At 67.2% G+C, this 25,419-nt stretch carries 29 protein-coding genes and 1 tRNA gene; 15 read left to right on the top strand and 15 right to left on the bottom strand.

Going from position 1 to position 25,419, the window contains the following annotated elements; genetic code table 11:
* Positions 1-34: 34 nt before the first annotated feature.
* Positions 35-1,072 (top strand): dipeptidase, encoded by a 1,038-nt coding sequence (locus CVS47_RS11365; RefSeq protein ID WP_127096182.1) that lies wholly within the window; start codon positions 35-37, stop codon positions 1,070-1,072.
* Positions 1,073-1,125: 53 nt separating this feature from the next.
* Here CVS47_RS11365 and CVS47_RS11360 read toward each other — a convergent pair whose 3' ends face one another.
* Positions 1,126-1,584 (bottom strand): VOC family protein, encoded by a 459-nt coding sequence (locus CVS47_RS11360; protein WP_164734643.1) that lies wholly within the window; start codon positions 1,582-1,584, stop codon positions 1,126-1,128.
* A gap of 227 nt (positions 1,585-1,811) precedes the next feature.
* Here CVS47_RS11360 and CVS47_RS11355 point away from each other — a divergent pair, with 227 nt between their 5' ends.
* Both CVS47_RS11355 and CVS47_RS16945 read left to right on the top strand, forming a co-directional pair.
* Entirely contained in the window at positions 1,812-4,079 is a 2,268-nt protein-coding gene (locus CVS47_RS11355) for a helix-turn-helix domain-containing protein (protein ID WP_127096181.1), read from the top strand.
* A gap of 40 nt (positions 4,080-4,119) precedes the next feature.
* Positions 4,120-4,941 (top strand): protein-tyrosine phosphatase family protein, encoded by an 822-nt coding sequence (locus CVS47_RS16945; RefSeq protein WP_241240128.1) that lies wholly within the window; start codon positions 4,120-4,122, stop codon positions 4,939-4,941.
* A gap of 31 nt (positions 4,942-4,972) precedes the next feature.
* On the opposite strand, the gene CVS47_RS11345 is transcribed toward CVS47_RS16945, so the two are convergent.
* Positions 4,973-5,365: a DUF1801 domain-containing protein gene (locus tag CVS47_RS11345; protein WP_164734642.1), complete on the bottom strand. Its 393-nt coding sequence runs from the start codon at positions 5,363-5,365 to the stop codon at positions 4,973-4,975.
* 41 nt (positions 5,366-5,406) lie between these two features.
* A complete protein-coding gene (locus CVS47_RS11340) occupies positions 5,407-6,558 on the bottom strand; it encodes a zinc-binding alcohol dehydrogenase family protein (RefSeq protein WP_241240127.1) in 1,152 nt (383 codons plus the stop codon).
* 57 nt (positions 6,559-6,615) lie between these two features.
* On the opposite strand from CVS47_RS11340, the gene CVS47_RS11335 reads away from it, so the two are divergent.
* A complete protein-coding gene (locus CVS47_RS11335) occupies positions 6,616-7,179 on the top strand; it encodes a TetR/AcrR family transcriptional regulator (RefSeq protein WP_127096179.1) in 564 nt (187 codons plus the stop codon).
* 41 nt (positions 7,180-7,220) lie between these two features.
* Here CVS47_RS11335 and CVS47_RS11330 read toward each other — a convergent pair whose 3' ends face one another.
* Positions 7,221-8,117: a helix-turn-helix domain-containing protein gene (locus CVS47_RS11330; protein WP_127096178.1), complete on the bottom strand. Its 897-nt coding sequence runs from the start codon at positions 8,115-8,117 to the stop codon at positions 7,221-7,223.
* 498 nt (positions 8,118-8,615) lie between these two features.
* On the opposite strand from CVS47_RS11330, the gene CVS47_RS11325 reads away from it, so the two are divergent.
* Positions 8,616-8,933 carry a DUF7882 family protein gene (locus CVS47_RS11325; protein WP_127096177.1) on the top strand — a complete coding sequence of 106 codons (318 nt, stop codon included), beginning with the start codon at positions 8,616-8,618 and terminating at the stop codon, positions 8,931-8,933.
* Positions 8,934-9,136: 203 nt separating this feature from the next.
* Here the strand turns inward: CVS47_RS11325 and CVS47_RS11320 are convergent, their stop codons facing one another.
* Complete coding sequence (locus tag CVS47_RS11320; protein ID WP_127096176.1) at positions 9,137-10,354, bottom strand: alpha/beta fold hydrolase; 1,218 nt, start codon at positions 10,352-10,354, stop codon at positions 9,137-9,139.
* Between the two features lie 85 nt (positions 10,355-10,439).
* Here CVS47_RS11320 and CVS47_RS11315 point away from each other — a divergent pair, with 85 nt between their 5' ends.
* On the top strand, positions 10,440-11,084 hold the full coding sequence (locus tag CVS47_RS11315; protein ID WP_127096175.1) for a GNAT family N-acetyltransferase: 645 nt from the start codon (positions 10,440-10,442) through the stop codon (positions 11,082-11,084).
* A 146-nt stretch (positions 11,085-11,230) separates the two neighbouring features.
* Here CVS47_RS11315 and CVS47_RS11310 read toward each other — a convergent pair whose 3' ends face one another.
* The 5 genes from CVS47_RS11310 to CVS47_RS11290 all read right to left on the bottom strand — a co-directional run bounded on the left by CVS47_RS11310 (position 11,231) and on the right by CVS47_RS11290 (position 14,160).
* Entirely contained in the window at positions 11,231-11,758 is a 528-nt protein-coding gene (locus CVS47_RS11310; protein WP_164734641.1) for a signal peptidase I, read from the bottom strand.
* 71 nt (positions 11,759-11,829) lie between these two features.
* Complete coding sequence (locus CVS47_RS11305) at positions 11,830-12,258, bottom strand: hypothetical protein (protein ID WP_164734640.1); 429 nt, start codon at positions 12,256-12,258, stop codon at positions 11,830-11,832.
* 69 nt (positions 12,259-12,327) lie between these two features.
* Positions 12,328-12,792, bottom strand: a complete 465-nt coding sequence (locus tag CVS47_RS11300; RefSeq protein WP_127096172.1) for a hypothetical protein — start codon at positions 12,790-12,792, stop codon at positions 12,328-12,330.
* 32 nt (positions 12,793-12,824) lie between these two features.
* A complete protein-coding gene (locus CVS47_RS11295; protein ID WP_164734639.1) occupies positions 12,825-13,391 on the bottom strand; it encodes an alternate-type signal peptide domain-containing protein in 567 nt (188 codons plus the stop codon).
* 475 nt (positions 13,392-13,866) lie between these two features.
* Positions 13,867-14,160 carry a hypothetical protein gene (locus CVS47_RS11290; protein ID WP_127096170.1) on the bottom strand — a complete coding sequence of 98 codons (294 nt, stop codon included), beginning with the start codon at positions 14,158-14,160 and terminating at the stop codon, positions 13,867-13,869.
* Between the two features lie 425 nt (positions 14,161-14,585).
* Here CVS47_RS11290 and CVS47_RS11285 point away from each other — a divergent pair, with 425 nt between their 5' ends.
* The 3 genes from CVS47_RS11285 (at position 14,586) to CVS47_RS11275 (ending at position 18,207) form a co-directional block, all read left to right on the top strand.
* Positions 14,586-16,616: a hypothetical protein gene (locus tag CVS47_RS11285; protein WP_127096169.1), complete on the top strand. Its 2,031-nt coding sequence runs from the start codon at positions 14,586-14,588 to the stop codon at positions 16,614-16,616.
* Between the two features lie 411 nt (positions 16,617-17,027).
* Complete coding sequence (locus CVS47_RS11280; protein WP_127096168.1) at positions 17,028-17,819, top strand: alpha/beta fold hydrolase; 792 nt, start codon at positions 17,028-17,030, stop codon at positions 17,817-17,819.
* A 208-nt stretch (positions 17,820-18,027) separates the two neighbouring features.
* Positions 18,028-18,207: a hypothetical protein gene (locus CVS47_RS11275; RefSeq protein WP_127096167.1), complete on the top strand. Its 180-nt coding sequence runs from the start codon at positions 18,028-18,030 to the stop codon at positions 18,205-18,207.
* A 47-nt stretch (positions 18,208-18,254) separates the two neighbouring features.
* On the opposite strand, the gene CVS47_RS11270 is transcribed toward CVS47_RS11275, so the two are convergent.
* From CVS47_RS11270 to CVS47_RS11260, 3 genes are all read right to left on the bottom strand, one after another.
* A complete protein-coding gene (locus CVS47_RS11270; protein WP_127096166.1) occupies positions 18,255-18,647 on the bottom strand; it encodes a nuclear transport factor 2 family protein in 393 nt (130 codons plus the stop codon).
* 72 nt (positions 18,648-18,719) lie between these two features.
* Positions 18,720-19,559, bottom strand: a complete 840-nt coding sequence (locus CVS47_RS11265; protein ID WP_127096165.1) for a CPBP family intramembrane glutamic endopeptidase — start codon at positions 19,557-19,559, stop codon at positions 18,720-18,722.
* Positions 19,560-19,710: 151 nt separating this feature from the next.
* Positions 19,711-20,343 carry an HD domain-containing protein gene (locus CVS47_RS11260; RefSeq protein ID WP_127096164.1) on the bottom strand — a complete coding sequence of 211 codons (633 nt, stop codon included), beginning with the start codon at positions 20,341-20,343 and terminating at the stop codon, positions 19,711-19,713.
* A gap of 289 nt (positions 20,344-20,632) precedes the next feature.
* Here CVS47_RS11260 and CVS47_RS11255 point away from each other — a divergent pair, with 289 nt between their 5' ends.
* Together CVS47_RS11255 and CVS47_RS11250 are read left to right on the top strand one after the other, a co-directional pair.
* Positions 20,633-20,860 (top strand): hypothetical protein, encoded by a 228-nt coding sequence (locus tag CVS47_RS11255; protein WP_127096163.1) that lies wholly within the window; start codon positions 20,633-20,635, stop codon positions 20,858-20,860.
* Between the two features lie 421 nt (positions 20,861-21,281).
* Positions 21,282-21,851, top strand: coding sequence for a type 1 glutamine amidotransferase domain-containing protein (locus CVS47_RS11250; RefSeq protein WP_127096162.1), 570 nt, complete (start codon positions 21,282-21,284; stop codon positions 21,849-21,851).
* 103 nt (positions 21,852-21,954) lie between these two features.
* Here CVS47_RS11250 and CVS47_RS11245 read toward each other — a convergent pair.
* Positions 21,955-22,027, bottom strand: a tRNA-Lys gene (locus tag CVS47_RS11245).
* A gap of 153 nt (positions 22,028-22,180) precedes the next feature.
* Positions 22,181-22,852, bottom strand: coding sequence for a fasciclin domain-containing protein (locus tag CVS47_RS11240; RefSeq protein ID WP_127096161.1), 672 nt, complete (start codon positions 22,850-22,852; stop codon positions 22,181-22,183).
* Positions 22,853-23,073: 221 nt separating this feature from the next.
* Here CVS47_RS11240 and sigK point away from each other — a divergent pair, with 221 nt between their 5' ends.
* The 4 genes from sigK to CVS47_RS11220 all read left to right on the top strand — a co-directional run bounded on the left by sigK (position 23,074) and on the right by CVS47_RS11220 (position 25,404).
* Positions 23,074-23,664, top strand: coding sequence for an ECF RNA polymerase sigma factor SigK (gene sigK / locus CVS47_RS11235; protein WP_127096160.1), 591 nt, complete (start codon positions 23,074-23,076; stop codon positions 23,662-23,664).
* Positions 23,661-24,506, top strand: a complete 846-nt coding sequence (locus CVS47_RS11230; RefSeq protein ID WP_127096159.1) for an anti-sigma factor — start codon at positions 23,661-23,663, stop codon at positions 24,504-24,506. The genes sigK and CVS47_RS11230 overlap by 4 nt, the downstream gene beginning before the upstream one ends.
* A 92-nt stretch (positions 24,507-24,598) precedes the next feature.
* Positions 24,599-24,946: a helix-turn-helix transcriptional regulator gene (locus CVS47_RS11225; RefSeq protein ID WP_127097325.1), complete on the top strand. Its 348-nt coding sequence runs from the start codon at positions 24,599-24,601 to the stop codon at positions 24,944-24,946.
* 50 nt (positions 24,947-24,996) lie between these two features.
* On the top strand, positions 24,997-25,404 hold the full coding sequence (locus CVS47_RS11220) for a VOC family protein (RefSeq protein ID WP_127096158.1): 408 nt from the start codon (positions 24,997-24,999) through the stop codon (positions 25,402-25,404).
* The last annotated feature ends 15 nt before the right edge of the window (positions 25,405-25,419 follow it).

Here is a 25,419-nt window from a genome sequence, read left to right as displayed (position 1 = left end):
TCAGCGATCACACCGCGCGGCGTACGCTCGGACCATGTCGATCGAGGATGCCGCGTTCCCTGTCATCGACGGGCACAACGATCTGCCGTGGGAGCGCCGGGAGTCGCACGACTCGGGACTGGAGGGCATCGACGCGGAGGTCGGCTCGCTGCACACCGACCTGCCGAAGCTGCGCGCCGGCGGAGTGGTCGGGCAGTTCTGGTCGGTCTTCGTGCCGACGGACGTCGAGGATCCCGTGGGAGCGACGCTGCAGCAGATCGATCTCGTGCATCGGATGGTCGACCGGTTCCGCAGCGATCTCGCCCTTGCCCGCACCGCGGCCGAGATTCGCGCGGCCGTCGACTCCGGCCGCATCGCGTCGCTGCTGGGAGCCGAGGGAGGACACTCGATCGGCGACGATCTCGCCGTCCTCCGAAACTTCGCGCGACTCGGCGTCCGGTACATGACCCTCACCCACAACGACGACACCCCGTGGGCCGACTCAGCGACGGGATCCCACCCGCACAGGGGGCTCACCGACCGCGGACGCGAGATCGTCGCCGAGATGGAGCGGATCGGCATCCTCGTGGACCTCTCCCACACCTCACCGGCGACGATGCGCGACGCGCTCGACGTCGCAACGCAGCCGGTCATCTTCAGCCACTCCTCGACGGCCGCGGTCGCCGACCACCCGCGCAACGTGCCCGACGATGTGCTGGCACGTCTGGCGGACAACGGCGGCGTGGTCATGATCACGTTCGTGCCGCAGTTCGTGTCGGTGCCCTACGCCGAGTGGCTGGCGGGCGGATCGTCCGGTGAGCCGCCCCTCGTCACCGTGGCGGATGTGGCCGACCACGTCGACCACGCCCGCGATGTCGCAGGTTCCGCTCACATCGGCCTCGGCGGCGATTACGACGGAACACCCGTGCTCCCGCCGGACCTGCGAGACGTGTCGCGATACCCGGTGCTCGCTGAAGAGCTGCGGCGGCGTGGGTGGAACGACGCCGACCTGCGCGCCCTGGCCGGAGGGAACATCCTGCGCGTGCTCGAGGCGACGGATCAGCGTTTCTCGGCGATGGCGCTGAGCGGCTGACCGCTGGGGACGCAGCCCCGTCTTCTTCGCGACGACAGGCCGTATGCCGTACCTCAGCGGGCGCGCCGGTCGTCGGTGTCGAAGCCCGTGCGGCTCTGCCGCTGCTGCAGCGTCTCCAGTTCCTGGAAGAAGGTGACCTGCCAACCCGCCGGGCCCTGGACGCGGGCGTTGATCGTCCGGAACGGCGTCTCGATCGGACGCGCCAGAACCTCAGCTCCCGTCTCCTCCGAAACGGCGACCGCGTGCTCGGTGTCGGCCACTTCGAGAGCGATGCGCAGCGTCGGCCCGTCCGTCGTCGGCGCGTCCTCCATCGCATCGATCGCGCGAGCGTGCGTGGGCGTGGCGAGTTCGATCGTCGCGACGCCCGCGTGCAGGATCGACACCCGATCGTCCCCCGTGGTGGCGAACGCGGGTTGCTCGGGCATCCCCAGCACGTCGCGGTAGAACCGGACGGCCTCGTCGAAGTCGTCGGTCTCGATGATCAAGCGGAGCTGGAGCGGCTGAGGAGTCATGGACACCAGCCTGTCGCAGAGACCGACTGCGCGCGCCTCGCTGCGCGGCTGACGGCGGGCAGCTGCGGGTCTCGTCTTCGCGCTGAGCGACTGCCGGACACATGCGACTTGTACACTGCCGCCAGGCCCGCGACCCTGGGCGTCAACGGCGCTCGCCGATGTGGTGACCGGACCACCGTCGAGGCCGGAGGAAGCGCAATCGCGGGAGAGAGCGCCGGGAGGCCTCAATGGCAGGACGCACCCATATCGGCGACCTCCTGCGCGCCCATCGGCTGGCCGGTGATCTGACGTTGGAGGCCCTTGCTGAGCGCACCGGAGTGAGTGGTCGCGCCATCAGCGACATCGAGCGCGGCGTGAGCGTGGGCCCCCGCCGCAGCACAGTCGAAGCACTGGCGGCGGGCCTCTCGCTCGACCCGCGGTCGCGCGCGGAGTTCCTGACCGCTGCTCGGACCGGCAGGTGGTTCACCGGAGCGAATCCGGAGCAGGCCGAGCGGGAACCTCGCCGACTCGTGGACTTCAGCGGACGTGAAGCCGAGGTGGAGGCTCTCGCCGCGCTGATCATCGACTCCCAGGATCGTTCGGTCGGCACACCGACGGTGGTCGTCAGCGGCGCTCCCGGGGTGGGAAAGACCACCGTGGTCGTCGAGGCGGTCCACCGGGCCGGAGCGGGAGGTCGTCGAAGACTCTTCGCCGACCTCGGCGGCCTCGGTGGTGCTCGTCCCAACCCGCTTCAGGTGCTGCAGACGCTGCTGCGGCAGATCGGGCGATCCGCCGACGACGTCCGGACGACCGAGCAGGCGCAGGCGGTGTGGGCGGAGGTCACGGCGGACGGCGGCGTGGTGGTGATCCTCGATGACGCGACTTCGGAAGCGCAGGTGCGAGCCGTGCTGGAGAGCGCAGGCGGATCCGTCGTCCTGGTCACGTCCCGGCGCACTCTCGCTGGACTGGAGGGCGCCCGGCACATCTCCCTCAGCGCATTGTCCACCGCGGACAGTGTCCGTTTCCTCGACGAGACGATCCCGCTCGACCAACGACAGGAGGGCAGCCTCCACGAACTGGCGTCGCTGTGCGGACACCTGCCGCTGGCGCTGCGCGTAGCGGCCAGTCGGATCGCGTCACGCCCGGGGTGGAGCGTCGAAGACTTCGCGCGGAGGCTGCGGTCCGAGGACCGGCGCGTCGGCAGTCTCGTCGCGGGTGACCTCGCGGTCGCTCCCGCGTTCGCCGCGTCGTACGACAGCCTGAGCCTTCCGATGCAGGAGATGTTCCGCACGCTGTCGCTGCTGCGGGGGTCCTCGTTCACCGCATCGCACGCAGCGGCGGCATCCGATATCGACGACGACTCCGCGACGGACGCACTGGAGGAGCTCGTCGATCTCGGGCTCGTCGAACCGTTGCGGGGACACCGCTACCGGCTTCACGATCTGCTCCGCATCTACGCGCGGGGTCGGCTCCATGCGGACGTGCCGCCGGACGTGATCGCCACGCGACGATGCCGTGCGGACCGCTGGCTTCTCGCGACGGCCGGCGATGCGGGGATGATGTTCGCACCGATGACGGAGGGCGAGAGGCTCGCTGCGCGTCCTGGCGACGGCTTCACGACGTCGTCCGAGGCCCGCGACTGGCTGATGGCCGAGGCCGACTCCTGGTTCGCGGCGTACCAGTGGACTGCCGCAGACGGACGGCACGAGGAGATCGTCGCGGCCACCGCTCGCATCCAGCACTTCGGCGACCTCTGGCATGCGTGGGGACGTTGGCACGAGTTCTTCGCGCTCGCGGCGTCGGCTGCCGCGGCTGTCGGGAATGCGGAGGCGGAAGCGCGCGCATTGATCGATCTCGCGCACATGCATCAGCATGAGACGTTCGACTTCCACGCCGCCCTCGGCGCGGCGCGGCGAGCACTCGAGATCGTGCACCCGTCTGGGAACGCCGCACTCATGGCGGAGACGCACGCGAGCATCGGCTTCAGCGCGTACCACCTCGGCGAGCTGGACCTCGCTCGAGAGGCCTCCGAGCGAGCGCTCGCGCTGAGCGTGGAGCTGGGGCACTCGGAAGGCGAGGTGACGGCACGCGGGACGCTCGCGCTGGTGCTCCTGACACAGGATCCGGATGCCGCACTCGGCGAACTGCGGAGGATCATCGAGGTCACGCAGTCTCCGACGACGGTGATGTCAGAGCATTACCGTCACATCACCAAGCTGAACGCCATGGGGATCACCGCCCGGACGCTGCTCGTGCTGAAGCGGTATGAGGACGCGATCGTGGAGGCATCCGCGCTGATCCGGGTCGTGGAATCCGCCGACCCGGGTGACGTGAGCAGCAGAGCCAGAGGGCACCGGCATCGAGGCTTCGCCCACCTCGGCGTCGGCGACCACGTCAGCGCCCGCCGGGATCTCGTTTCGGCGCTGGAGCTGGCCGGCAAGCACCGACCCGACTCCTGGGCGGCCGACATCGAGGAGGCACTCGCCTCGCTGCCCGACGAAGGTGATGACGCGTAGCCCCGCGGGCGTCGCGGTCTGATCGGCGAGGGGGAGCGACGTGACATCCGTCGACCTGGAGTACCCGTTCGCGGGGCGCTGGCTCGTGCAGAACAGCCCCGCCGATCGGGTGCCGAGTCACGGTACGCCGCTCTCGGCAACTCCGGCAACAGCACCGAGCCGCACGTCCACCTGCAAGCCGTCGACGACCGTGACATCGACCGCGCTCGGGCGGTGCGGATCACCTTCGAAGGAACCCTGCCGCACAACGGGCAGGTCATCAACTCTGCTCAGCGAAGCGGCTCGGCGTGATGCCGACTCGGCCCGGTCGCTCGGCGGAGCGGCTCAGCGGGTCGTCGATCGGCACGGTGCCGCCGGCGACATCGCCCACGTGAGCGGCGGTGATGTCTTCGTCGGCGTCAGCCGATGGCGAGAGAATCGACGGATGGATGTCTGGGACGCTGACCTGAAGGGAGTGGTTCGGCTTCCGGACGGTCGATCGGTGCGCGGACGCGCACTTCGCGGACCACGTCCGAAGGGGGAGGAGGTCCCCGACTTCGGGGTCTACCTCACGTCGTTCCCGCTGATCGCGCCCGGATGGGAGGCGATGCGGGTGCGCTGGCCGGACTTCCTCCTCCCGACCTCTCACGAGGAGGCGGTTCAGGCGCTTCGAGAAGCACATGAACGTGCAACGACCATGAAGGTCGAGATCTGCTGTGGTGGCGGGGTGGGCCGCACGGGCACAGCCATCGCGATCCTCGCGCGCCTTGCCGGCGTACCTCGCGAGGGCGCCGTGGAGTGGGTGCGCCAGAACTATTCGGCGCGTGCCGTGGAGACTCCCTGGCAGCGCAAATTCGTCGAACGCGTGGAACTCACACTCTGAGATCGGGTCGAGGTCCTCTGCGGAGCTTCGTCTAGGAGCTGCGGAGCCACGCACGTACGACCGACATCAGCGCGTCTCGCTTTCCTGGAAGCTCATCGACGGGGGGAACGGGCAGGCTCGCTCGGATGTCGGAGTGCCAGGTCAGAAGTCGGTCGGGGTCCTCCGTAAAGAGCGGGACTGCGCCCTTGTGCTCCGCACGGCTGGTGCCGAAATGCAGGATGAGCCGCACCGGCCCTCTGCCGGCCGTGTGGACGGTCAGCCTGTCGACGCCGTTCACTGCGTAGTTCGGCGAGTTCCACTTGATGGTCTCGGTGACGTCCGGCTCGGCCTCGAACACCAGTTCGCGGAGCCACGTGACTCCTGCCCGCTTCTCGGCCGGCTGGCCGTCGACGAACTCGGCGACAGTGGTGAACTGTGTGGGCACGGTGCGATCGTAGACCCGCGCCGGTCTAGGCAGTGCGGCGGTCACGGTCGCTGGTCTTCGCCGGCCAGCGTCACGACCAGCTTCGTGGAGGAGATGCCGTCACGGACGGTGTCGAGAGCGCCCTGTATGGCGGGCAGACCGCCTGCGACGATATGAGCGTCAGGGTAGAGCTGGTGAGTGCCGGCGGCGAGGGCTTCGGGCAGGTAGGAGCGCCAGATGGCTGCCCCGACCGGCGAGGCGGCGATGGCGCTGCCCCAGATGAATGACGCGCGAACCCTGCTGGCGAGGCTGTGTGCTTGCAGCAGCGCCGACCGGGATCCCAGCTTCAGAAAGAGAGATAGGCGTTGGAAGGAGAACCCCGCACGGCGCGGCTGGTCGTAGAACGACACCGGCGGACTGGCCATGGCGACCCTTCTCGCGCCCGTTGCCCTCGCGACTCTGACGCTCGGCATTCCTGAGCCGACGGCGATGGCGAGGATCCCGGCGACGGCGGAACCGGCGACCGCGGTGACGACCTGTTCGACGACGTCGCGGTCGTGGTAGTCGAAGACCGCTTCTGCGCCCAGGCTCCGCATCCGGTCGTGGTTATGGGCCGAGGCTGTCGTCATCACACGGTATCCGGCCGCGCGGGCGAGCTGGATGGCGTTCCCGCCGACAGACGTCGCTCCGCCCCAGATGACCACGATCTCGTCCCGAGGTTCGGCACGGCCCAGCCCGGCGTAGTCCAAGCCCAGCTGTTTCTGTTCGAACAGGCCGGCCGCCGCGGTGGTCACCGCGAGCGGCATCACCGCCGCATCCTCGAATGCGACTGCGACGGGCAGCAGCGATGTCACTCCTGCGTCCACCGCCACGAAGGCCTGGAAGCCGCTTCCTGCCACAGCGTCCCGACCCTTCTCCAGTCCCATCGCATAGGACATGACGCGGTCGCCCACCGAGAAACCCGAGACGTCGGCGCCCACCTCGACGACGACCCCGGCAATGTCCTCTCCGAGCACCACGGGGTAGCTCAGCCACCCGTACATCACTCGACCATTCGACTGGATGATCGCGTCCAGCGCATTCACCGCCAGCGCCCTCACCTCGACCACCACCTGCCCGCGGCCCGCCGTCGGCATCGGCGCCTCGCGGACCGAGAGATCGGCGTAGGGGGCATCGATCCACGCTGCAGTGTTGGCCACCATCAGAAGCTCCATCCATGACACGTCGTGCCATCACCATACCTTTGACGGCACGACGTGTCATCATGGACTATGCCCAGATGGTCCCCTGACGCCGCGCTGCGCCTCGAAGCAGCAGCGATAGACCTCTTCGAGGGTCAGGGTTTCGCTGACACGACCGTCCCGCAGATCGCGGCGAAGGCAGGGCTGACGACTCGCACGTTCTTCCGCCACTTCGCAGACAAGCGCGATGCGCTCTTCCTGCGGGAGAGAGAGTTCCCCGAGGCGGTGAGCGACTTCCTGCAGACCGTGCCATCGGGCAGTTCCCCCGTGGCAACCGTGCGGATGGGGCTTGCCGAAGCGTGCCGCGGTATCCAGGGGTGGCGGGAACAGGTCGCGCGTCGGCAGGCCATCATCCGCAGCGAACCCGCCCTGCAGGAGCGCGACCTCCTGAGGAGTCATCACCTGGGAGCCGCCATCGAGGTGTCCCTGACGGACCGCGGTGTCGACGGGCGTCAGGCGCACGCTCTCGCGGCGGTCGCCGTCACGTGTTTCGAGCTGGCCCTCGACCGGTGGCTGGCCTCCGCCCAGGATGCTGCGCTCGAGGACGTTCTCGCGACGGTTTGGGTCGACGTGCGAACTGCCTTGGATGGCTGACGAAGGAAGCATCACGGATCCTCTTCACAGAGGGGGGCCGATCACCCTGCCTCCGCGGGAGCGCCGAGTCGCGCCGCCAGTTCGATGCATCGCAGGCGCGCGGGGGAGTAGTCGTAGGGCATGCTCCGGATGGTCTCCGCAGCCCTCCGGGTGCGAGATGCCACCGCTGATCCTGAGACGTCCGCCGGTCCGCCGGCCTCGGGCGGGTGCAGCTCGTCCCATGCGTCGAAGAGAGCGTCGTCCTCTTCCCGCTGACCGGACTCTTCGATGACGCGCATCAGCGCAGTCTCGAAAGCGTGCCGCTCGGCCGCGACACGCTCCACCCGGGGGTCGTCGACGGCCACCGTGTCGTCAAGAGCCTCCTCCGCGGCGTCGACACGGTCCGACCTCGCTCGCAGCGCCGGATCAGCGGCCAGGGCGAGGAAGCGGCCGGCCTGAATGGCGGCGCCCAATGGTCCGAAGATCCGTTCAGTGACAAGCAGGACGTTCAGATCGTCTTGGCGCAGGGAGCCTTCGGGTGCGCCCTCGAGGCGGCGTGAGACGAGATCGTCCAACAGTCCCAACCGTCCGCCGAGGGCCCGCATGCGCTTCACCGATTCCCGCTTGCGCCGCAGTTCGGTCTCCTGAGCAGCGAGGGTGTCCTCCAGCCGTGCGAGGACGTCCGCGACCTCCTCTCCGCCGCGCTCATCACCCGGTGCGGCGCCGTCGAAGGCATCCCGGATGTCGTCGAGCATGATCCCGGCGTCGGCCATACGGCGGATCCAGAGCAGCCACATCACCTCCTCGTATCCGTACCGGCGGCGGCCGTCGCTGCCACGTTCGCGCTCGGGAATCAGGCCGACCTGGTGGTAGTGGCGTATCGCCCGGGGAGTGACGCCGACGAACGCCGCCGCGTCGCCGATCAAGACCTGTCGGGGCGGGGTCGGGAACGGATGCATGGTGAACCTCTCGGGCGGGGACGGGGCGTGCTTCGAGCAGACCACATGACGCTGCGGCAGGTGCAACTCGGGTTCACGCGCAACCCGACCCCCGGCTGCGGAGTGGTGCGGCTGAGCGAGAACCGCATGCCCGGTTCCCGATCACAGAGCAAAAAGCTCTGCCCTGTCCGATGAGGCGAGCCCGATTGCGATCGGTCGAGAGAACTCATGGGCGCGTGGGCACCGTTCCGACCGTCAACGTCTTTCTCACCGCAAAACGACATAAGCGGGCTGAAGCGTGCGACGCTATCAGCCCAGTGTCGCAGCGGACCCCCGACGCCGACACCAACAGAAGCGAGCCGCCGTGGCCGAAACACGAGAACTGCTGCTGTCACCGTTCAGTCAACGACGCGGGACGCATCCTCCGCCACGCGGAACGGCGCTTCGAAACGACTCGGCGCGAGACGCCTCGATCGAACGTCGGATTCCATCTCGGTATGCGGAGATCGGAGTGCGTCGATGGGCCACCTGATTTACGGCGTCGCACCAGCGATCAACATCGACGACCGGATGCTTCAGCACCTACGCGCTGTCATCGTCACGAAACTGCGTCGCGATGAGAGCTTCAGCTTCACCTGGGACGACGAACCATCCGTCCACGGCGATGATGCCATCCCCGGCCGCGGAATCCACGGGACCATCTGGATCTCCAAGGCGTCGTCCCTCTACTTCAGCTTCGACAGCCGATTCGACGGTCCGATCAATCCCGTGTGGTTGCGCGCACTCGCTGAAAGCGCCAGCGCCAACACCGGCCTGCGCCCACTGCCCGAGCCGTAGCGGTTGCAAGAACGCCGGCAGGGGCATCCGGTCACTGATTCAGGAGGCCGCCCGCGCACACTGCCCTGCTGGAGATGGCACGGGGCGACAGCGAACAAGACCACAGGGTGACGCACTTCACCGTGGGCGATGTGACCGGGTGCACCGTCTTCACGACCACCGCTATTGACCTCTGGTAGCCGAGGGTGTCGCATGGGCTGGAGTCACACGCCGACGCGGTCGAGGAAGGCGACGAGGTCGGCGAGTCCGAGGTAGGCGATGGTGCCGTGGGTGGCAGCGGCCACGGTGCGGTAGGTGACGTCGATGCCGAGGGATCGTGCGAGGGCGACGTAGCCCTCCGTGTCGGCCGGACGCACCAGTTCGTCCTTCAGTCCTTGCACGACCAGCAGCGGAGCGGCGAAGGAGGCGCTTCCGGCGGAGTTCTCCTTCAGCAGTGTGGCCCACGGCTCCGTGGTCGTCGGATCGGTGGTCACGAACGACCCGACGACGGGCGCGGCGATCGTGTGCAGCTGATCGATGTGGGTGAGCAGGCAGAGCTCGTTCATCTGCGGCTGGATCGCGACGGCTGCGGTCGTGAGGATGCCGGAGAGATCCGCCCCGCGGTCGGCGTAGACCTCCGAGAACGCGGTGAAGGCGTAGGAGCCGATGGTTACGCCGGATATGTCGTTCAGGTGTGTCTTCATCAGGGCGGACAGGTCTGCGGCCGGTGCGGCGGTGGCGACGGCCTTCACAGTGAGATCGGGGGAGTATGCGGCGGCCAGCTCAGCGGCGAACAGCACCGCCTGCCCTCCCTGCGAGTGACCCCACAGAATGACATCGGACCCCGCCTCGGCCTCGGGGATCGCACGGGCCGCGCGCACCGCATCGAGCACGTTGTGCCCTTCTGTCACGCCGATCAGGTACGAGTCGGGGCCGATTGCGCCCATCCCGGTGTAGTCGGTCGCGACGACCGTGTAGCCGCGGTCCAGGAGCACCCGCATCCCCTCGATCCCGAGGTAGGGATCGGTGCCGAGCGAGGGTGCGCACGCCGTGGCGGACCCTGTCGTCGGGTGCCCCCAGGACGCGACCGTGCGTCCGCCGGCCGGCGCGGACCCCCGCGGCGTCACCACCACGCCGGTGGCGACCACAGGCGCGCCGTTCACATCGGTCGAGCGGTACATGATCCGCCACGCGCGTGTGTCCATCGGCACACCGAGGAGCGGCTCGCTCTTGACGATCGACCCCGTCGGGCCGGTCAGCGCGCCGGATGGGATGTCGTAGAACGCCGTGATCCCGCCGCGCTCCTCCAGGTCACCGACGATGCGCCCCTCGTTGAGAGCCAGCAGACCACCGAGCAGCGCCACCACCACCACACCGGCGAGCAGCGATCGGCGGTACACCCGGACGAACACCGGATGCCTCGCGGGAGCGGTCGCACGCATGCGCTCATCTAAGCCGCATTTCTCCTCAGGGTGAAGAGTCGCCGGCCCGCCGATGGCGGCAGCGGGAGAGCGCTAACGTCGAACGATGCTGAATTACGCTCCGCTCAGGGTTCGGGTGACGACGCCGAGGATCGAGTTGGCGGGTGCCACGGATGACCTGCTCGGAGAGCTCCAACACGTGGTGTGGGAGGGGAAGGCGACCGCTGACCCTGCTCCCTATGACGATCCGATGTCGCTCTACGAAGCTGACCCGGACGTACGAGTTCGGAAGTGGCTGCAAGGGGTGTGGCGTGGTCGAGGGTCGGTCACTTCGGACTTCTGGCGTGTGCACTTCGTGGTCCTGGTGGACGGGCGAGCTGTAGGTATGCAGGACCTGATCGGAGACCAGTTCGGCACGTATGGCACCGTCGCCTCGTTCTCGTGGCTCTCCAGCGATATGCGCCGGCAAGGGGTGGGAACGGAGATGCGCCAGGCGATTCTGCATTTCGCGTTCGAAGGGGTGGGCGCCACGGAAGCGACCACCGAAGCCTTCCTGGACAATTCCGGCTCGAACGGTGTTTCCCGGTCGGTCGGGTACGAGGAGAACGGCGTCGGCTGGGCGACCCGGCGAGGAGAACCAGGCTTGATGCAACGCTGGAGACTGACCCGGCAGGACTGGATGAGACGCCGTCGAGATGACATCGACCTGCACGGCATGGCTGAGTGCAGGGAATCGCTCGGACTCAGCTAGGCGCACCGTTGCTCGGCAACCATCCCGAGCTACGACGACCTCTTCGATGACGACCTGGGTCGACCGAAGGCGGGATACGAGCCCAACGGTCTCGGTCGCTGCAACCCCAGCGATGGGGAACCCGTGTCTCACGCCCCGACGTTTCCCTAGGCCTCGGCGTTGCGATCGACGCTCCTGGGCCTTCTCGAGCGGAGGCTCCTGAGCAGGTCTCGCAGAAGGCTCTGTGCACCGTAGGCGATCACGGCTAAACCGAGGACGATCACGAACAAGGATCTCGTCTCGCCCGTGACCAGTGACGCCGGGTACCCCAGGTAAGGGACGGAGTAGACCACGACTCCTCGTACTTGCTCGCCGATGACCGGGTTCTCGTCGGCGACGCTGTTGTCGTCACCCTGCGTGTGCAGGATCGTCTCACCGTCGCCGGATCGGGCCAGGGAGATCACACGGTGCGTGATGACGGCGGGATCCCCTGATTCGATCTGGTAGGTGATGATGTCGCCGATCTTCACGTGCTCGATATCGGTCGGCTTCGTCCCGATGAGGGTCCCGGGCGGCATGGTCGGGCGCATGCTGCCTGTCAGCACCGTATACGTCTGCGCGCCGAGCACGAACGGCACGACGATGGCGAAGAAGGCGAACACACTGAGTGCGATGAGCAGGACGGTGGACGTCACCGCCCACAATCGTGGACCGCGCTTTCGGCGGATTCTGCGGTGCCTTCTCAAGGGTGCGTCGGGTTCATCGCCTACGAGCATCGGATGCCGCCGAGAAGCCCTCCGAGGACGCTCGATAATGCCACAGGGGTGCCGGTGCTGACGGGCGACGTCCAGGTGCCATTGGTCGCCGTTACAGTGACGTAGACGCTGCCGCCGGCGAGGAGGGTGCCCAGCAGCACCACCAGATTGCTGAGGAGATTGCCGCGGACGTCATAGCTGGGGTTTGCGCCGGCGGCGATGGCGGTCGATCCGGTCGGGGCGCTCGTCGCCGTCCGGTAGGCGATGGTGTACCCCGTTGCTCCGGCCACAGCCGGCCAGGTGAGGTGGGCGTGACTTCCGCCGGTGGTGAGGGTCTGGCAGCTGACGGCGGGCTGGGCGAGGGCCCCGCCTTGCGCGGGTATGGACGGCGCCGTGGCTGATGCGCTCCACAACGCCGACGCGGTCGAGGGGGCTGTCACGATGAGCGCGCCAACGAGTGCCGCGGCCAGGAAAGTCCGCGCTCGACGATTGCGGGCGTCTGACATGCCTCAGGATCCTCGCTGGTTCGCGTGGACGGTGATGGTGGCGTTGAGCGATTTGCCGCTGAGTGTCGCGGGCGCGGTGGGAGAAAGCGTGAGTCGCATGCAGACGGGAACGGTCTGGCCCAGGGCAAGTCCGCCCGCTGGAGCGTACCCGGTCGCGGTGATCGAGGTGCCGGCACCGCACGCGCCCGCCCACAGCTGGGTGCTCACATGCGGCGCGAAATCCGCAGCCACGCTCACAGACACCTCGAGGTTCCAGCGAAGAGTCTGACCGGCGCCGGTCGCTGTGACATTGAGCACGCTATCGGGTGTCACCGAACCGGGATACAGCGACCCCCACGACGGCGTCGGCTGCTGCCACTGCGCGGACACGGCGAGGTCTCCTGTGGCCGTCGCCGCTACCGACAGGGGAACGCGGACAGAGAAGAGAGCGGTCGCGGCGGTGGCACCCGCGACAAGCGCGAGGGCCACCCCGAGAACGATTCCCGCTCGAAGACGAAGTTTCAGCTGGCGGCCTGGTTCAGCTGGAACGCGATCGCCGTCAAGTCGACAGTGGTGTTGGTGGCCACACGGTCCGGCGTCGTCTGGGAGAAAGTCAACGTCACCGTCGTCGCTATGGTGCCCGCGTCGGCCGGAGTGATCCGGAACGCGTTTGGTCCGGTCGCCGCACCGAGATCGGCAGACGCGAAGTCGACGGTGATGTATGACGCGAGAGCAGGCGGCACGATTTCGTTCACGACTACCGACAGGTCGGCCGCGATGGTGTCGCCGACGAGAGTGACATCCAGCGGCTGGGTCAGCGTCAGCACGTCGCCGGGAACGATCCGCACCGCCGCCGGGTCGGCCACTGTGGCCGGCGCGGTGACCAATCCGTCCAGGCTCCACACGCCGGTGCCGAGAGCGAGGTCGAGATCGCCCGTTTCGATCGGTCCAGCGGTCAGCGTCTCGGACGTGGACCACAGGGCGTACGTGCCGGTACCGCCGATCAGCAGAGCAGTTCCCGCGGCGATGGCAAGGATGGCTTTGGAGCGATGATGGGAACGTGCGGGCGCATTATGAAGTTCGGACAAGAGGAGCCTCCGTGGCAATGGAAATGAACAAGAAATGGGGGGCGCGTCGAGGACGACTCATTAACAGTGGGTTACGCCGCTCTTTCAGAAAAGGCGTCACGCGCAATTCCGGCGTTAAACGTCTTTCCCCCGTCGCCGAAACACCGTCGTTTCCCACACTCGCGCCATCTCCTCTGAGGCCGTCACTCCGGCATACCGACCAACCTCGCTCGATGAGGTCGTGGATCACGGCCGAAACAGCGTCAGGTCCGAAGCCTCGCCTGTCCGTTTGAGGTACCTCTGCGGGATTCCTCAACAGGCAGGTCTTACGGGAATCAGCGCTCGCAGCGGCGCGAATCCAATTGGCTTCCACCCGCTGACAAGGACCCTCACGTACGCGATTCGTGACGCGACTGAAGTCGGTCCGCTGTTGTCGTCCATACGGTTCGTAGCGAGGCTAACGGCCAACAGACGAGCAGCCCGCTGAGGGATCGTTCTAGGGCACGCTACCGATTACTGCGTTTAGGTCACACACGAATTGGTCAAAGCGGATCCCGTCCATTGTGCTGAGTGGCTCGCCGAACCAGCGAAGCCAGACCGAGTCGATGTCCGAGCGAGTGATCTTGCCGTTGTCGATCAGGTGGCGCGCCATCGCAGTCGACTCTGGGCTGTACTCGTCCGCGGGGGCGCCATCGGCTGAGCCTGGTTCGAGCCCGTAGGGATCGAAGTCATTCACGATCTTGAGCACGGCGGCGCTGATTGTCCGTGGAGTCCGATCATCGACGCTCATGCAGCCATCATGCTGCGTCTGACCGAGTCCACGAGACGATCGTCGTGCGGGACGATATCGCTTGGGTTGGTCCTGGCGACCACTCGTCGGCGCCGGACCGCTCTGTGTCGACATCAGCCCATATCGGTTCCAGATGATTCGGATCGAGGTCAGCTTCACCGCCATGGAGAGCGACAGTGACAACGAGTCCGGTTTCCGCGGCATCCGATGGACACAGGCCAGGTTCGGTCGAGCGCCGGCGACCGAATCCCGCAACGATGACGGATACCGTGGCCCGTCCGACATAGACCTGAATCTCCTCGCGCCGTGCGCGTGTCGCAGATCGGCGACTTAGGTCTATGGGATGGGCGGGTCCGGTTCGCGAGCATCGAAGGACACCTAGGCGCGTCCATGCCGATGCGCCGATGAGACGAGGAACGGTACTCATGCAAAGACGCGCAGGCATTCTGGGAGCCACGGCCGTCATCGTTCTGGCGGTGCAGCTGGGGATCGCGGCACCCGCCGCGATCGCGGCCGAGCCGTCGCGGGAACAGGCCGCAGCATCCGACACCGCGCCGGATTCGACACCGAGCGACCCGTCGGACGGTGCGACCGAGGAGCCGGCGGCAGACGCCATGCCAGTCGACGAAGCCGAGCCGACTGAGGAGACCGATCAGTCGTCGGACGATGCGGCAGCCACGCCGGCCATGGAAGCCGCACCGCTCGAGGAGGCGGCGTCGGATGACGTCGCAGCGGCCGCCGACGACGTCGAGTGGCCGACGATCGGCGAGTACCGCGGCCGCATCGACGTCAATCTCCGACTCGACATGGTGACGCTCGGTCAGGGCACGGTGGCCAGTCAGGCATGGCGGACCTCGGCGCCGCCCGCCCTTTCCGCATCCGCGGACGATGTCTTCCGTACCTGGGGCACCTACCAATTCAACGGCGGACAGCAAACCGGCGTCTCCACCGTCGTCGACTACCCGATCCTGACGCTGGGTCAACCGACGGGGTACTACGCGTCGCTGTCGACGTCGCTCACGGTGAACCGGGGGCTTGGTCAGACCGCATCATGCACCATCAAGCAGGGTCGCGACGGCGCCGCCCTCTCAGATGGTCCGTTCCGCTGCGAGGCGGATGCCGCATCCGGCCCCGTCGAAGGCGGCGTCGCCATCGCGAAGGCGACCTTCTCGATCGCGATCAACCCCTATGTCCGCACATCGGGCATCATCACGACGGCGAAGAACACGCAGGGCCGCTCAATCTCGCTGAAATACGTGACGCAGACGAACAACGGTGCCGGCTACAGCACGCCGCCGCAGGCGACCATCGACGATGCCAACCCGTCGAACTTCGACGACATCATCCGCTGGACCGACCAGCCAGACGAGCTCGACCGCGCCAAGCGGGTCTTCGCGTACCAGATCATCGACGATTCGCCGGTGAAGCAATGGGTCATCGGCTTCTCGCAGAACTCCCGGGGCGCGATCTATCGTGGCGCGTCAGAGTGCTTCATCACTGATCAGGATCCCACCCTCCCCAACGAGGGGCTGCTGACACTGCACCACGTCGACGTGTCTGCGTACACCTGCGACATCACGTCCACCGGCCCCGTCGCCGGCGATCGCCAGCACTACTCGGCGACGTTCACCGTGGCCCGTCGGGTCATGACGACCATCGACTCGACAACGGCGGAGAGCCGCCAGCGCCAATTCGAACTGCTCGGGCGGCTATGCAAGAACGACGCAAGCAACTGCGGGGTCACCATGACCACGGCGGAACTGGTGACCATCGGCGGTGACGGCACGCTGCCCGGGTCGGCCGGAGTCGCGAACCCATCCGACACCGAGCGAGCCACGGACGTCACAGTCACCGCAGCGGATTCGGCGACGGTGGCATTCGGCGTGGAGGATTCGGTGACCGTCGAAGCCGGCTTCCCCGCCCTCGGCACCAAGGTGTCGGCGACGCTGAAATTCAGCTTCAACCACAGCGCAACCACGAGCCGGTCGGTCTCGCAGAAGGTCACCGTCCCGCTGAACCCGTGGAGCGTCGGCTGGGTCAGCGACGCGCAGACGGTGCGACAGGTGAAGGGGTCGTTCGTCCTCCGCGACGGCGACCGGTACTTCGAGCTCACGAACGCGACCGCGAACATGCTCGACACCGACGTGCCGAGGACGTTCTACCCGAAGCAGCGGCCGATGACCCAGGCCGAGCGCGACAAAGCGCATCTCGGCGCGACGTACGACCCGGTGACCGACACGGTAATCCCGCTGGCGGACATCCAGCCGGCGCCAACCGTACCGGTGACGTCGCCGACACCGCAGCCCGCGGCATCCACCCCCGCCCGAGCGCTCGCCGCGACCGGAGCACCGACGGCGCCGACGGCCATCGCAGGGATCGCGGGCGCGGTACTGCTAGCGGGCGGGGGCCTGCTGCTAATGCTGCGCCGACGCCGAAATGTGACCCGGTCCAGCTGACGGGGCGCTTCCACCCCCGTGCCGTCTCATCATGGGAATTTTGATTCCATGACACCGGCGGCACGGGGGCTGTCGTTCGTCGACCGGCGCGGCCGCCCTACTCGCCTTCGCCCTCATCTAGACCGGCAGCGTCTGTTCACCTTGACGTGCGCGACACGCAAGCGGCTACTTCTCACGTGGGTGACGTCACGGTTCCCCAGCCTTTCTCGCAGGTCCGCGGAAGACTCCGCCTGCAACGGGATCCGCTAGTGGGACAGCGGTGGCCACGATCGAGCATCGCCCGCGGGAGCTGGGTCAGCAACGGTTCGCTGTCTCTACATGTGATCGACAAACCCGCTATACACGGTTGTGCTGATGCTCCGGAGTCTGTTCGAGCGGCTAGATGCCGGTCGGCGGTGATATCTTCCGGTCGTGCTTTCTTCGGAACCTCGCCTGCCGTCCGAGATGACGCATGTGCGCGTGGACGACGGGCTCGAACTGGCTGTCAGGCGATTCGGAACGCGAGCCGGTCTTCCCGTCGTTCTGCAGCACGGGTTCGCCGGGGAGTCCGTCAGCGAGTGGGTCGACTCCGGGCTCGTCGCTGCGCTGGTCGCCGACGGCCGCGACGTTGTGACAGTGGATGCCAGAGGCCACGGACTGTCCGATTCTCCTCGGGGCGCGCAGTACGGTGAGCCCCGGATGGCACAGGATCTGGCCGCACTGATCGATCAGCTCGGCGTCGACGAGGTGGATGTCGCCGGGTATTCGATGGGCGCGGTTGCGGTGCTGCTGCTTGCGGCAGCCGACCGCAGGGTGCGCAACGTCGTCGTGGGAGGGGTCGGGGCGGGCGTCGTGGAATGCGGCGGCGTGGACCAGCGAGTTTTCAAAGCCGATGAGCTCGCACGCGCCTTCCGAGCCGCGGACGGGGATCACGGCGTCGACCCAGCCCGCGCGAGGCTACGCGAGATCGTGCTCGCTGGCGGCGGCGACCCGCTCGTACTGGCCGCGGTCGCGGACGCCATGCACCGCGATGACATGGAGCTCAGCAAGATCGATCAGCCCGTCACGGTGATCGCCGGCGACGGCGATGCGCTAGCAGGGCGGCCAGCGCTGCTGGCGGATGCGCTGCGCCACGGCCGCCTGATCGTGGTCAACGGCGATCACACCACAGCACGTCACCATCCTGCGTTCGCGGAAGCACTCGTCCGCGGGCTGCGCTCATAGAAAGCACCGATCCGCCGCTGTGAAGCGCGGGGGAAGCGCTCATGAAATCCATACGCGGCGAAGCCGCCCGCAGAAGGATCCGCGACCGGTCGTTGGATGCTCGAGAAATTTTGCGGGCATGGCTTCACTTTCGGACGGGATAGCCGCCATCGCCGACGAAACATCGGTAGAGCGAGGATGCGTGGATGCCGCGGGCTAGCGTCGAGGCATGTTCTTGCCGCTGGATGATCCGATGACGTGGGTATTCACCATCGCGGTGGGTCTGCTAGGGCTAGTTCTGAACTTGCTGATCATCTATCTGGTCATTCGACTGGCCATCACTCACGGCATGCTGTCTTACTCGAGGCAGCTCTCCGAGGATCGTTTGCTGCCTATTCATCGCGACTAGCGAAAGCAGGCAGCGCAGTCCCCAAGCCGGATCCTTTACCGGAACGATCAGGCGTTCGGTGCGGGTGCGAGTGTTGCGCTTCCGGAGACAACCATCCAGCGCCCGGCGATTCGTTGCCATGCGCGGACGTATCGAAGCCGAGCCTCAATCCGTTTGCCGTGGTCGATCACAACGACGTCTACGACGGACCTGGTCTGGGCGCCGCCGGCAAAGGCCAGCGTGCTGCGACTGATCTCAGCAATCGACTCGAACTTCGTTGTGCCCGACGAATGTGCTCCGAGATCTTCGTCCCGGCTGATGATCGAGCCTTCGGGTGTCGTGAAGATCAGCTCGGGTGCGAGCAGTTGACCAAGCGCATCGACGTCACTTGCGCGCATCACGTCGAGCAATCGATCCTCGGCAGCATCGACGGTTTCGTGGGGCATGGATGGGGACGACATCCGGAAAGAGTATCTCTGCTCGTTGCGCGGCCTGCGTCCGCTAGGGGATCGGCGAGCGGCCAGCCGACTCCGTCATGCGACGCCCGCGGGTCCCTGCTGCGCCGCGCGGTCGCGGTGCCCGGCTCGGCGTTCGCTGAGAAGGAAGACCACGAGGAGGACTGCTCCGACGAGCACGACGACGATGTTCCCGAGTTGGGCGAAGGTCGCGAGGGTGCCCGTTCCCGGGTGGATGCCCTGCATGAAGATGCTGGGGTCGGTGCTGGCGTGCAGGAGGATCGGCGCGAGGATCGTGCGCGTCACGCGGAGCGCCAGGTACATGCAGAAGCCGAAGAAGAACGTGTAGAGAATCTGCAGCAGCGTGGGCAGGAGTGGTTGGCCGACGAAGAGGTTGCTCGCGTGCAGCAGAGCGAACAGCGCTGCCGAGGCCAGGCCGACAGCTATCTCGGAGCGACCGGAGGAGCGCATGATCCGCACGACGTAGCCGCGGGTGAGGAGCTCCTCGGAGAAGCCGATGACGAGTCCGGCGAGCAGCCACGCGGCAACCCAGTCGAACCCTGTCGCGGAGTAGTCGATGCTCGCGAACCGCAGCACGTTGAACAGCAGCACGACCACGACGGCGATCCACATCCAGCCGTGCCCGCGGATGGGCTGTCGCTCGAACGTGCTCCGCAGCCAGCCGACGCTCGCGCCGAAGCCGACCAGGACGAGGGCGCCGATCACGACCGGGACCACGATGAGCACGACGACGTAGCTCGTCGAGCTCTCGTTCCCGATGAAGGGTAGGAACGGTGCCATGAGCAGGGAGGCCGGCTCGTAGATCGCGAGGTAGCCGACCGCGAGGATCAGCGCCTTCCACCATCTCCCGTGGTCCCAGAAGCGAGCCCAACTTGACCGTTCGACAGTGGTGTCCATGTTCGCATCCCCCCGAATCACGCTCAGTAGACCACGCGAGACGGGTTCCGGAGTGGAGGTGCACCCGTTGAAGGAGAGAACAGTGCCGAGAAGGCCACTCAGCCGACAGTGCCGTTCCGGTGGCACCGACAGAGTCGCTGTCCGCTCTCCGTCAGTGCTGATACGGATGCTGCTCGAGTCCGCCCAGACGTTCGAGGGGGTTCGCCGTGAGCTTGTCGATGAGGCCGCCATCGATCAGTCGCTTCGCGGCCGTATCGGGCTTGCGCGCTGCCTGGTCGCTCACGCACGAGCCGAACTGTGCGGCGAGCATTCCTCGGGGGTGAACAGCGAGCACCTCGCGCCGGAAGTCCACCGGTAGGGCATCTGGCCTTGCGCCGGAGATGTCCAGACCTGTGGCGATCTCGAGCAGGTAGCCCTCGGCGTCCACCGTCGGCTCGACGCGGGGCCAGTTGTGGCGCACGATCACCTCGAGCACCCGATCGCGCCGGTGTGCGGGCCACCCTGCTCCCGCGGTAAGCGCGACACCGACGTGCCCGCCGGCGTGCTCGTAGGAGATCCTGTGGTTATCGAACTCCGCCACGGTGCCGATGTCGTGCAGGACGGCAGACACGTACAGCAACTCGTGGTCTATGTCGCTGATCCCGTCGACCTGCGCGAAGGCCTCGGCCCAGAGCCAAGAGCGCAGCGCGTGAGCCGTGAGAGCGGGGGACTGGTACTGCGTGGCGAGCTCAAGGGCACCCCGGGCGGCAAGAGTGTCGGGCACAGGGAAGTCTGCGATACGCATGCCTCCATCCTGCGGGCGCGTAAGGGCCTCAGACACAGTCCATTGCGACAGCGGTCGTCCGAAAACAGCCATCCCCTTTCGGGCGTCGGGCCGGCGCACATCACACCGATCAGCGAACCTCACTGGCGAGCAGCTTCCACACCCTCGTGCCTACCTGTGACATGTCCGCGAACAATGCGCCTCGTTCGGGATCGACCGGGGGAATCTCCCGCTCGGAGTGGGCGCCGCGTTTCTCCGCACCGTCCGTGTACATGCCATCGTCCGTTCGGCCGTGCGGGAAGCATTGCCGGTGTGGACCTTCCCCGTGTGGATGCTGCGCGACAGGCGCCGGAGCAACCGTCTGGCGAAGCCCGTCTCGTTCGACCTGAGGCACCCCGACACCCTCCTGCTCACCGCGCTGGTCTACCGGGTCGCCGAGCTCTCCGACGACAAGCCCGCGGAGGCCATCGCTGAGACGCTCGACCTCATACTGCGCACGGCCACCAACTGGGTCGCGCGCGCTCCGCAAGGCACCTGACCGAGACCGTGGAGCAGGGTGAGGTGCGCAGGATCTCCCTCGGCCTGATCGAGGCACTGGGGATCGAGCCGGACATCAGCGAAAAGGAGCACCAGGAGTTCCTCGCATCCGTCCGCGGTCCCGAGACGTAGGGAGTCAGTCATGGGCAGCATTACGCGTACACGTCGACGACAGGCAAGCTGTCATACCGCATCAGCTACCGCAAGCCTGCAGCTCGAACCGGCTTATCGGTCGTTCTACCGCTGTGCCGCAGGGTGGGGGCGGTGTGTACTGGCATGAGAGAGACAGGCAGGTTCTCGTGACGGTGCTGGTGCGGCGGCCCGGCGCGTGAATTCACCGCCCGCCGTCCCGCCCGCACGAGCCCCGCACCCTCCGGTCGCGCTCACCTGCGGCCGTCCTCTGAACGAACAACGGAGAAATCATGGCAAACGAACTGAACGGCAAGCGCGTCGCCATCTTGGCCGCAGACGGTGTGGAACGCGTGGAACTGGAACAACCCCGGCAGGCCCTGGACCGGGCCGGCGCGGTCACCGAACTGCTCTCGCTGCACGACGGTCAGATCCAGGCGCGCAACAACGACCTTGATGCGTCCGGCACGTTCGACGTCGACGCGCTGGTGAGTTCCGCTGACGTCGAGGACTACGACGCGCTGCTGCTGCCGGGCGGAACAGTCAATCCCGACAAGCTGCGGGTCGACCGGACAGCGGTCGCCTTCGTGCGGGACTTCGTGGCGTCCGGCAAACCCGTCGCTTCGATCTGCCACGGTCCGTGGACGCTGCTGGAAGCGGGCGTGGTCGCCGGCCGCACCCTGACCTCGTTCCCCAGCATCCGCACCGACCTGCGCAACGCCGGCGCCACCGTGATCGACGAAGAGGTTGTCATCGACGGCAACCTCATCACCAGCAGGTCTCCCGCGGATCTGCCCGCTTTCTGCAAGGCGATCGTGAAGGCGTTCGCGCGCGACGTTGGTGACGCCGGTGGTGCTCGGTGAGAATACGGTGATCCACCTGAAGGCGCCCACGGTGGAAGAGGTCGAATTCGGTCACGGGACTTCCCCCGGGCTCGGGTGTTGTCACACCGGCGAGGAATGATTGTGGGCCCCGTGGGGCTCGAACCCACGACCCGCGGATTAAAAGTCCGATGCTCTACCGACTGAGCTAGAGGCCCCTGCCGTTCCAGCCTACCCGGGGCCGCAGCATCCCCACGGCACGAGGCCACGCGCAGGCGCGCAAAAGCGAAAAGACCGTCGACGCCCGAAGGCATCGACGGTCTCTCCGCCGTTCATCCCGTCAGAACCCCCTGCACGGGATGTATTCCGACTTAGGCAGCCGGGGGCATGAGCACCGTGTCGATGAGGTACACGGTCGCGTTGGCGGTCTTGACGCCACCGCAGATGACAGCGGACTGGCCGTTGACCATGATGTTGTCGCCGCTTCCGGTGACCTCGAGGTCGGCGCCGTTGACCGTGGCGTGCGTGCCATCGATCTCGTCAGGTGCGATCTGGCCGGGGACCACGTGGTAGGTGAGGATCGACGACAGCGTGGCGCTGTCGGTCTTGAGGGCCTCGATGGTGGCGGGATCGATCTTCTCGAAGGCCGTGTCGACCGGCGCGAAGACGGTGAACTCTCCACCGTTCAGCGTGTCGACCAGGTCGACGTCGGGGTTGAGCTGGCCGCTGACCGCAGCGGTGAGCGTCTTGAGCAGCGGGTTGTTCGACGCGGCGGTGGCGACGGGGTCAGCCGACATGCCCTCGACGGAACCGGCGCCGGACGGAACGGCAGCGGCGTAGTCGGCGCAACCGGCGCCGACGAGGTCGGAGGCCGGGTCCATGGCCGACGACGAGGCCGACGGCATGCTGGACTGCGAGGGGGCCGTGGTCGGCGCCATCGTCTCGGCGGTGGTGGAGCCGGCGCCGCCTGCACAGCCGCTGAGCGCGATGGCGGCAGCGAATGCGAGGGAGATGCCTGCGGTGAGGCGAGTGTTGCGTGACATTTCGTTCCTCCTGTGCGATCCCGAGGATCGCTGTTGAGTCAGAACCCCGGTGCGGGGGTAACCGGCGTTCGGTGTCGGTCTGACAGCTCTTCGGAACCTGGTGGGAATCGGATGGGCCGGATCGACATTTCTTCAGGAAAGTCTTCGCCGGCCCCTCTCGCGCTTCGTCAACCGCCCGCGCCGAATCGGCAACCCCCCTCCTCTTAAGGCATGCTGGAGGAATGGTCATCGACGGGGTGGACGTGCCCGACACCGGCTCGCCTCCGGTCGACCATGTCGGGGAGCTGCTGCAGCGTGTCACGCAGGGCGACCAGGGCGCCTTCGCCCGGCTCTACGACCTGCTCTCCCCGCGCGTCTTCGGACTCATCCTCCGCGTTCTCGTCGATCGGTCGCAGAGCGAGGAAGTGCTGCAAGAGGTGTTCCTCGAAGTGTGGCAATCCGCCGGGAAGTTCGCTCCGAACAGAGGTCAAGGCAGATCGTGGATTCTCACGATCGCCCATCGTCGGGCTGTCGACCGCGTGCGGTCGTCACAGGCGAGCACGGATAGGGACGTCAAAGCGGGCTTCCGCGACATGGATGTTCCCCACGATCGTGTTGCAGAACACGTAGAACTGAAAATCGAGGGTCGAAGGGTCGTACGGGCCCTCGCTACCCTGCCGGAAGCGCAGCGTGAGGCACTCACGCTCGCGTACTACGGCGGCTACAGCCAGAGCGAGATCGCTGCTCTGGTCGGAGCACCGCTGGGGACCATCAAGACACGGATGCGTGACGGACTGACACGGCTGCGCACGGAAATGGGGGTGACGACATGAACGAGAAGGACTTCGCCGAGCTGGCAGCAGGCCATGCCCTGAACGCTCTGTCGTCCGAGGACGAGCAGACGTTCGTCGACGCACTTGCCGCGCACCAGGAGTGGGACGCGCAGCTGCGCTCCGACCAGGAAGTCGTCGCGTTCCTCGCCGAAGGCGTGGCCGATGTCTCTCCGCCTCTCACCGCGCGCTCCGAGGTGCTCCGCCGGGTGGCGGCGCTCGCCTCGGGGGGCGACCCGGACGCACCGTACGCTGAGGCATCGACGCCTCCCGTCCCGGGCATCTCGGCCGCCGACGCCGCGCTCCTGCCTCCCGGTTCGCGCGAGGACGGCACGACACCAGACCCCGCCCCTGACACCAACACGGTGCAGACCATCGCGCGCCGCAACTGGACGCGGGGCATCTTCGCCCTCGCCGCGTCGTTCGTCCTGCTTCTCGGCCTCGGCTTCGGGGCCGTGCTGATCAGCGAGCAGGTCAACAAGCCGGTATCGGTGGTCGCCCTCGACCAGATCCAGTCCGCGCCCGACGCGCAGGTCGCCTCCATCGCCCTCGACGGCGGCGGATCGGCCACCGTGCACTGGTCGTCCGAGCTGGGCAAGACGGTCCTCGTCTCCGATGGACTGCCGGCGCTCGCGCCGCAGGAGGCCTTCGAGATGTGGTTCGTCCGTGGCGACACCCCTGTCGCGGCCGGTGTCTTCACGCCTGGTCCTGACGGCGACGCCACGGCGGTCCTGAACGGCGCGATGCAGGAAGGCGACGTCATCGCCGTCACGGTCGAGCCCGCCGGCGGTTCGCCGACCGGGGTTCCCTCGACCGACCCGATCATCGCGATCCCCACGGCATAGTCCGTCCGAGCGGTGCCGCCGGTAGCGTTGCGACCGTGGCATCCGCTCCGTCCCTCTCGACGCTCGTGCATCTGCGTCGCGCGCGGGATCTGATGGACCGGGACTTCGCGCAGCCGCTGGATGTTCCCACGCTCGCCGCTCGTGCGCTGATGTCGCCCGCGCACTTCTCGCGCGAGTTCAAAGCTGCATACGGCGAGACGCCCTACGCGTACCTGATGACGCGGCGCATCGAACGGGCGATGGCGCTGCTGCGCGACGGATGGTCGGTGACGGATGCCTGCACCGCCGTCGGGGCCACATCGCTCGGCTCGTTCAGCTCGACGTTCCGCGATGTCGTGGGGGAGTCCCCGAGCAGCTACCGCGCGCGCCCGCATGACATCGACGAGGCGATGCCGGCCTGCGTGGCCAAGATCCTCACGCGACCGGCCCGCCGGTACTGACGAGCAGGATCCGAGAAGCACCTGATCGCGCAGCGTCCTAGCCTGAAGCCATGACCCGCATCTCTCTCGCCTACTGCCCCGTGACCGTCGACGACGTGGATGCTGCGATCCCGTTCTATCGCGACGGACTGGGTCTCGACATCCTGAACGACGTCTCGTACGACGGGCACCGCTGGGTGAGCTTCGGCTTCGCCGAGCAGCCCGGCGTCATGATCGTCGTGTCCGATCCTTCGGCAGGACGCTCCGCCGAGGACGGCGAGGCACTCGAGCGCCTCGTGGTCAAGGGCTCCGGCCCCGGGCCGTACGTGTTCTCGACCGACGACCTCGACGCGACGTTCGAGCGTCTGCGCGCGTCGGGCGCGGAGGTGCTGCAGGAGCCGATCGCCCAGTCCTGGGGTGCCCGCGACTGCGCCTTTCGCGACCCGGCGGGCAACCATCTGCGCATCAACCAGCGCTGAGGCGCGAGTCCCGGG

This window comes from Microbacterium lemovicicum (genome assembly GCF_003991875.1).
Lineage (GTDB): Bacteria > Actinomycetota > Actinomycetes > Actinomycetales > Microbacteriaceae > Microbacterium > Microbacterium lemovicicum.
The sequence above is the reverse complement of the archived record's forward strand: the minus strand, read 5'-3'. Positions and strand labels throughout refer to the sequence as shown.

Coding starts and splice junctions, on each gene's coding strand:
- CVS47_RS11330 (WP_127096178.1), bottom strand. CDS start 8,117: ATGCATCCGTTCCCGACCCCGCCCCGACAGGTCTTGATCGGCGACGCG.
- CVS47_RS11320 (WP_127096176.1), bottom strand. CDS start 10,354: ATGCGTGCGACCGCTCCCGCGAGGCATCCGGTGTTCGTCCGGGTGTAC.
- sigK (WP_127096160.1), top strand. CDS start 23,074: ATGGTCATCGACGGGGTGGACGTGCCCGACACCGGCTCGCCTCCGGTC.
- CVS47_RS11250 (WP_127096162.1), top strand. CDS start 21,282: ATGGCAAACGAACTGAACGGCAAGCGCGTCGCCATCTTGGCCGCAGAC.
- CVS47_RS11275 (WP_127096167.1), top strand. CDS start 18,028: ATGTTCTTGCCGCTGGATGATCCGATGACGTGGGTATTCACCATCGCG.
- CVS47_RS11240 (WP_127096161.1), bottom strand. CDS start 22,852: ATGTCACGCAACACTCGCCTCACCGCAGGCATCTCCCTCGCATTCGCT.
- CVS47_RS11225 (WP_127097325.1), top strand. CDS start 24,599: ATGGACCGGGACTTCGCGCAGCCGCTGGATGTTCCCACGCTCGCCGCT.
- CVS47_RS11335 (WP_127096179.1), top strand. CDS start 6,616: ATGCCCAGATGGTCCCCTGACGCCGCGCTGCGCCTCGAAGCAGCAGCG.
- CVS47_RS11260 (WP_127096164.1), bottom strand. CDS start 20,343: ATGCGTATCGCAGACTTCCCTGTGCCCGACACTCTTGCCGCCCGGGGT.
- CVS47_RS11360 (WP_164734643.1), bottom strand. CDS start 1,584: ATGACTCCTCAGCCGCTCCAGCTCCGCTTGATCATCGAGACCGACGAC.
- CVS47_RS11325 (WP_127096177.1), top strand. CDS start 8,616: ATGGGCCACCTGATTTACGGCGTCGCACCAGCGATCAACATCGACGAC.
- CVS47_RS11285 (WP_127096169.1), top strand. CDS start 14,586: ATGCAAAGACGCGCAGGCATTCTGGGAGCCACGGCCGTCATCGTTCTG.
- CVS47_RS11270 (WP_127096166.1), bottom strand. CDS start 18,647: ATGTCGTCCCCATCCATGCCCCACGAAACCGTCGATGCTGCCGAGGAT.
- CVS47_RS11340 (WP_241240127.1), bottom strand. CDS start 6,558: ATGGAGCTTCTGATGGTGGCCAACACTGCAGCGTGGATCGATGCCCCC.
- CVS47_RS11230 (WP_127096159.1), top strand. CDS start 23,661: ATGAACGAGAAGGACTTCGCCGAGCTGGCAGCAGGCCATGCCCTGAAC.
- CVS47_RS11365 (WP_127096182.1), top strand. CDS start 35: ATGTCGATCGAGGATGCCGCGTTCCCTGTCATCGACGGGCACAACGAT.
- CVS47_RS11315 (WP_127096175.1), top strand. CDS start 10,440: ATGCTGAATTACGCTCCGCTCAGGGTTCGGGTGACGACGCCGAGGATC.
- CVS47_RS11290 (WP_127096170.1), bottom strand. CDS start 14,160: ATGAGCGTCGATGATCGGACTCCACGGACAATCAGCGCCGCCGTGCTC.
- CVS47_RS11265 (WP_127096165.1), bottom strand. CDS start 19,559: ATGGACACCACTGTCGAACGGTCAAGTTGGGCTCGCTTCTGGGACCAC.
- CVS47_RS11220 (WP_127096158.1), top strand. CDS start 24,997: ATGACCCGCATCTCTCTCGCCTACTGCCCCGTGACCGTCGACGACGTG.
- CVS47_RS11355 (WP_127096181.1), top strand. CDS start 1,812: ATGGCAGGACGCACCCATATCGGCGACCTCCTGCGCGCCCATCGGCTG.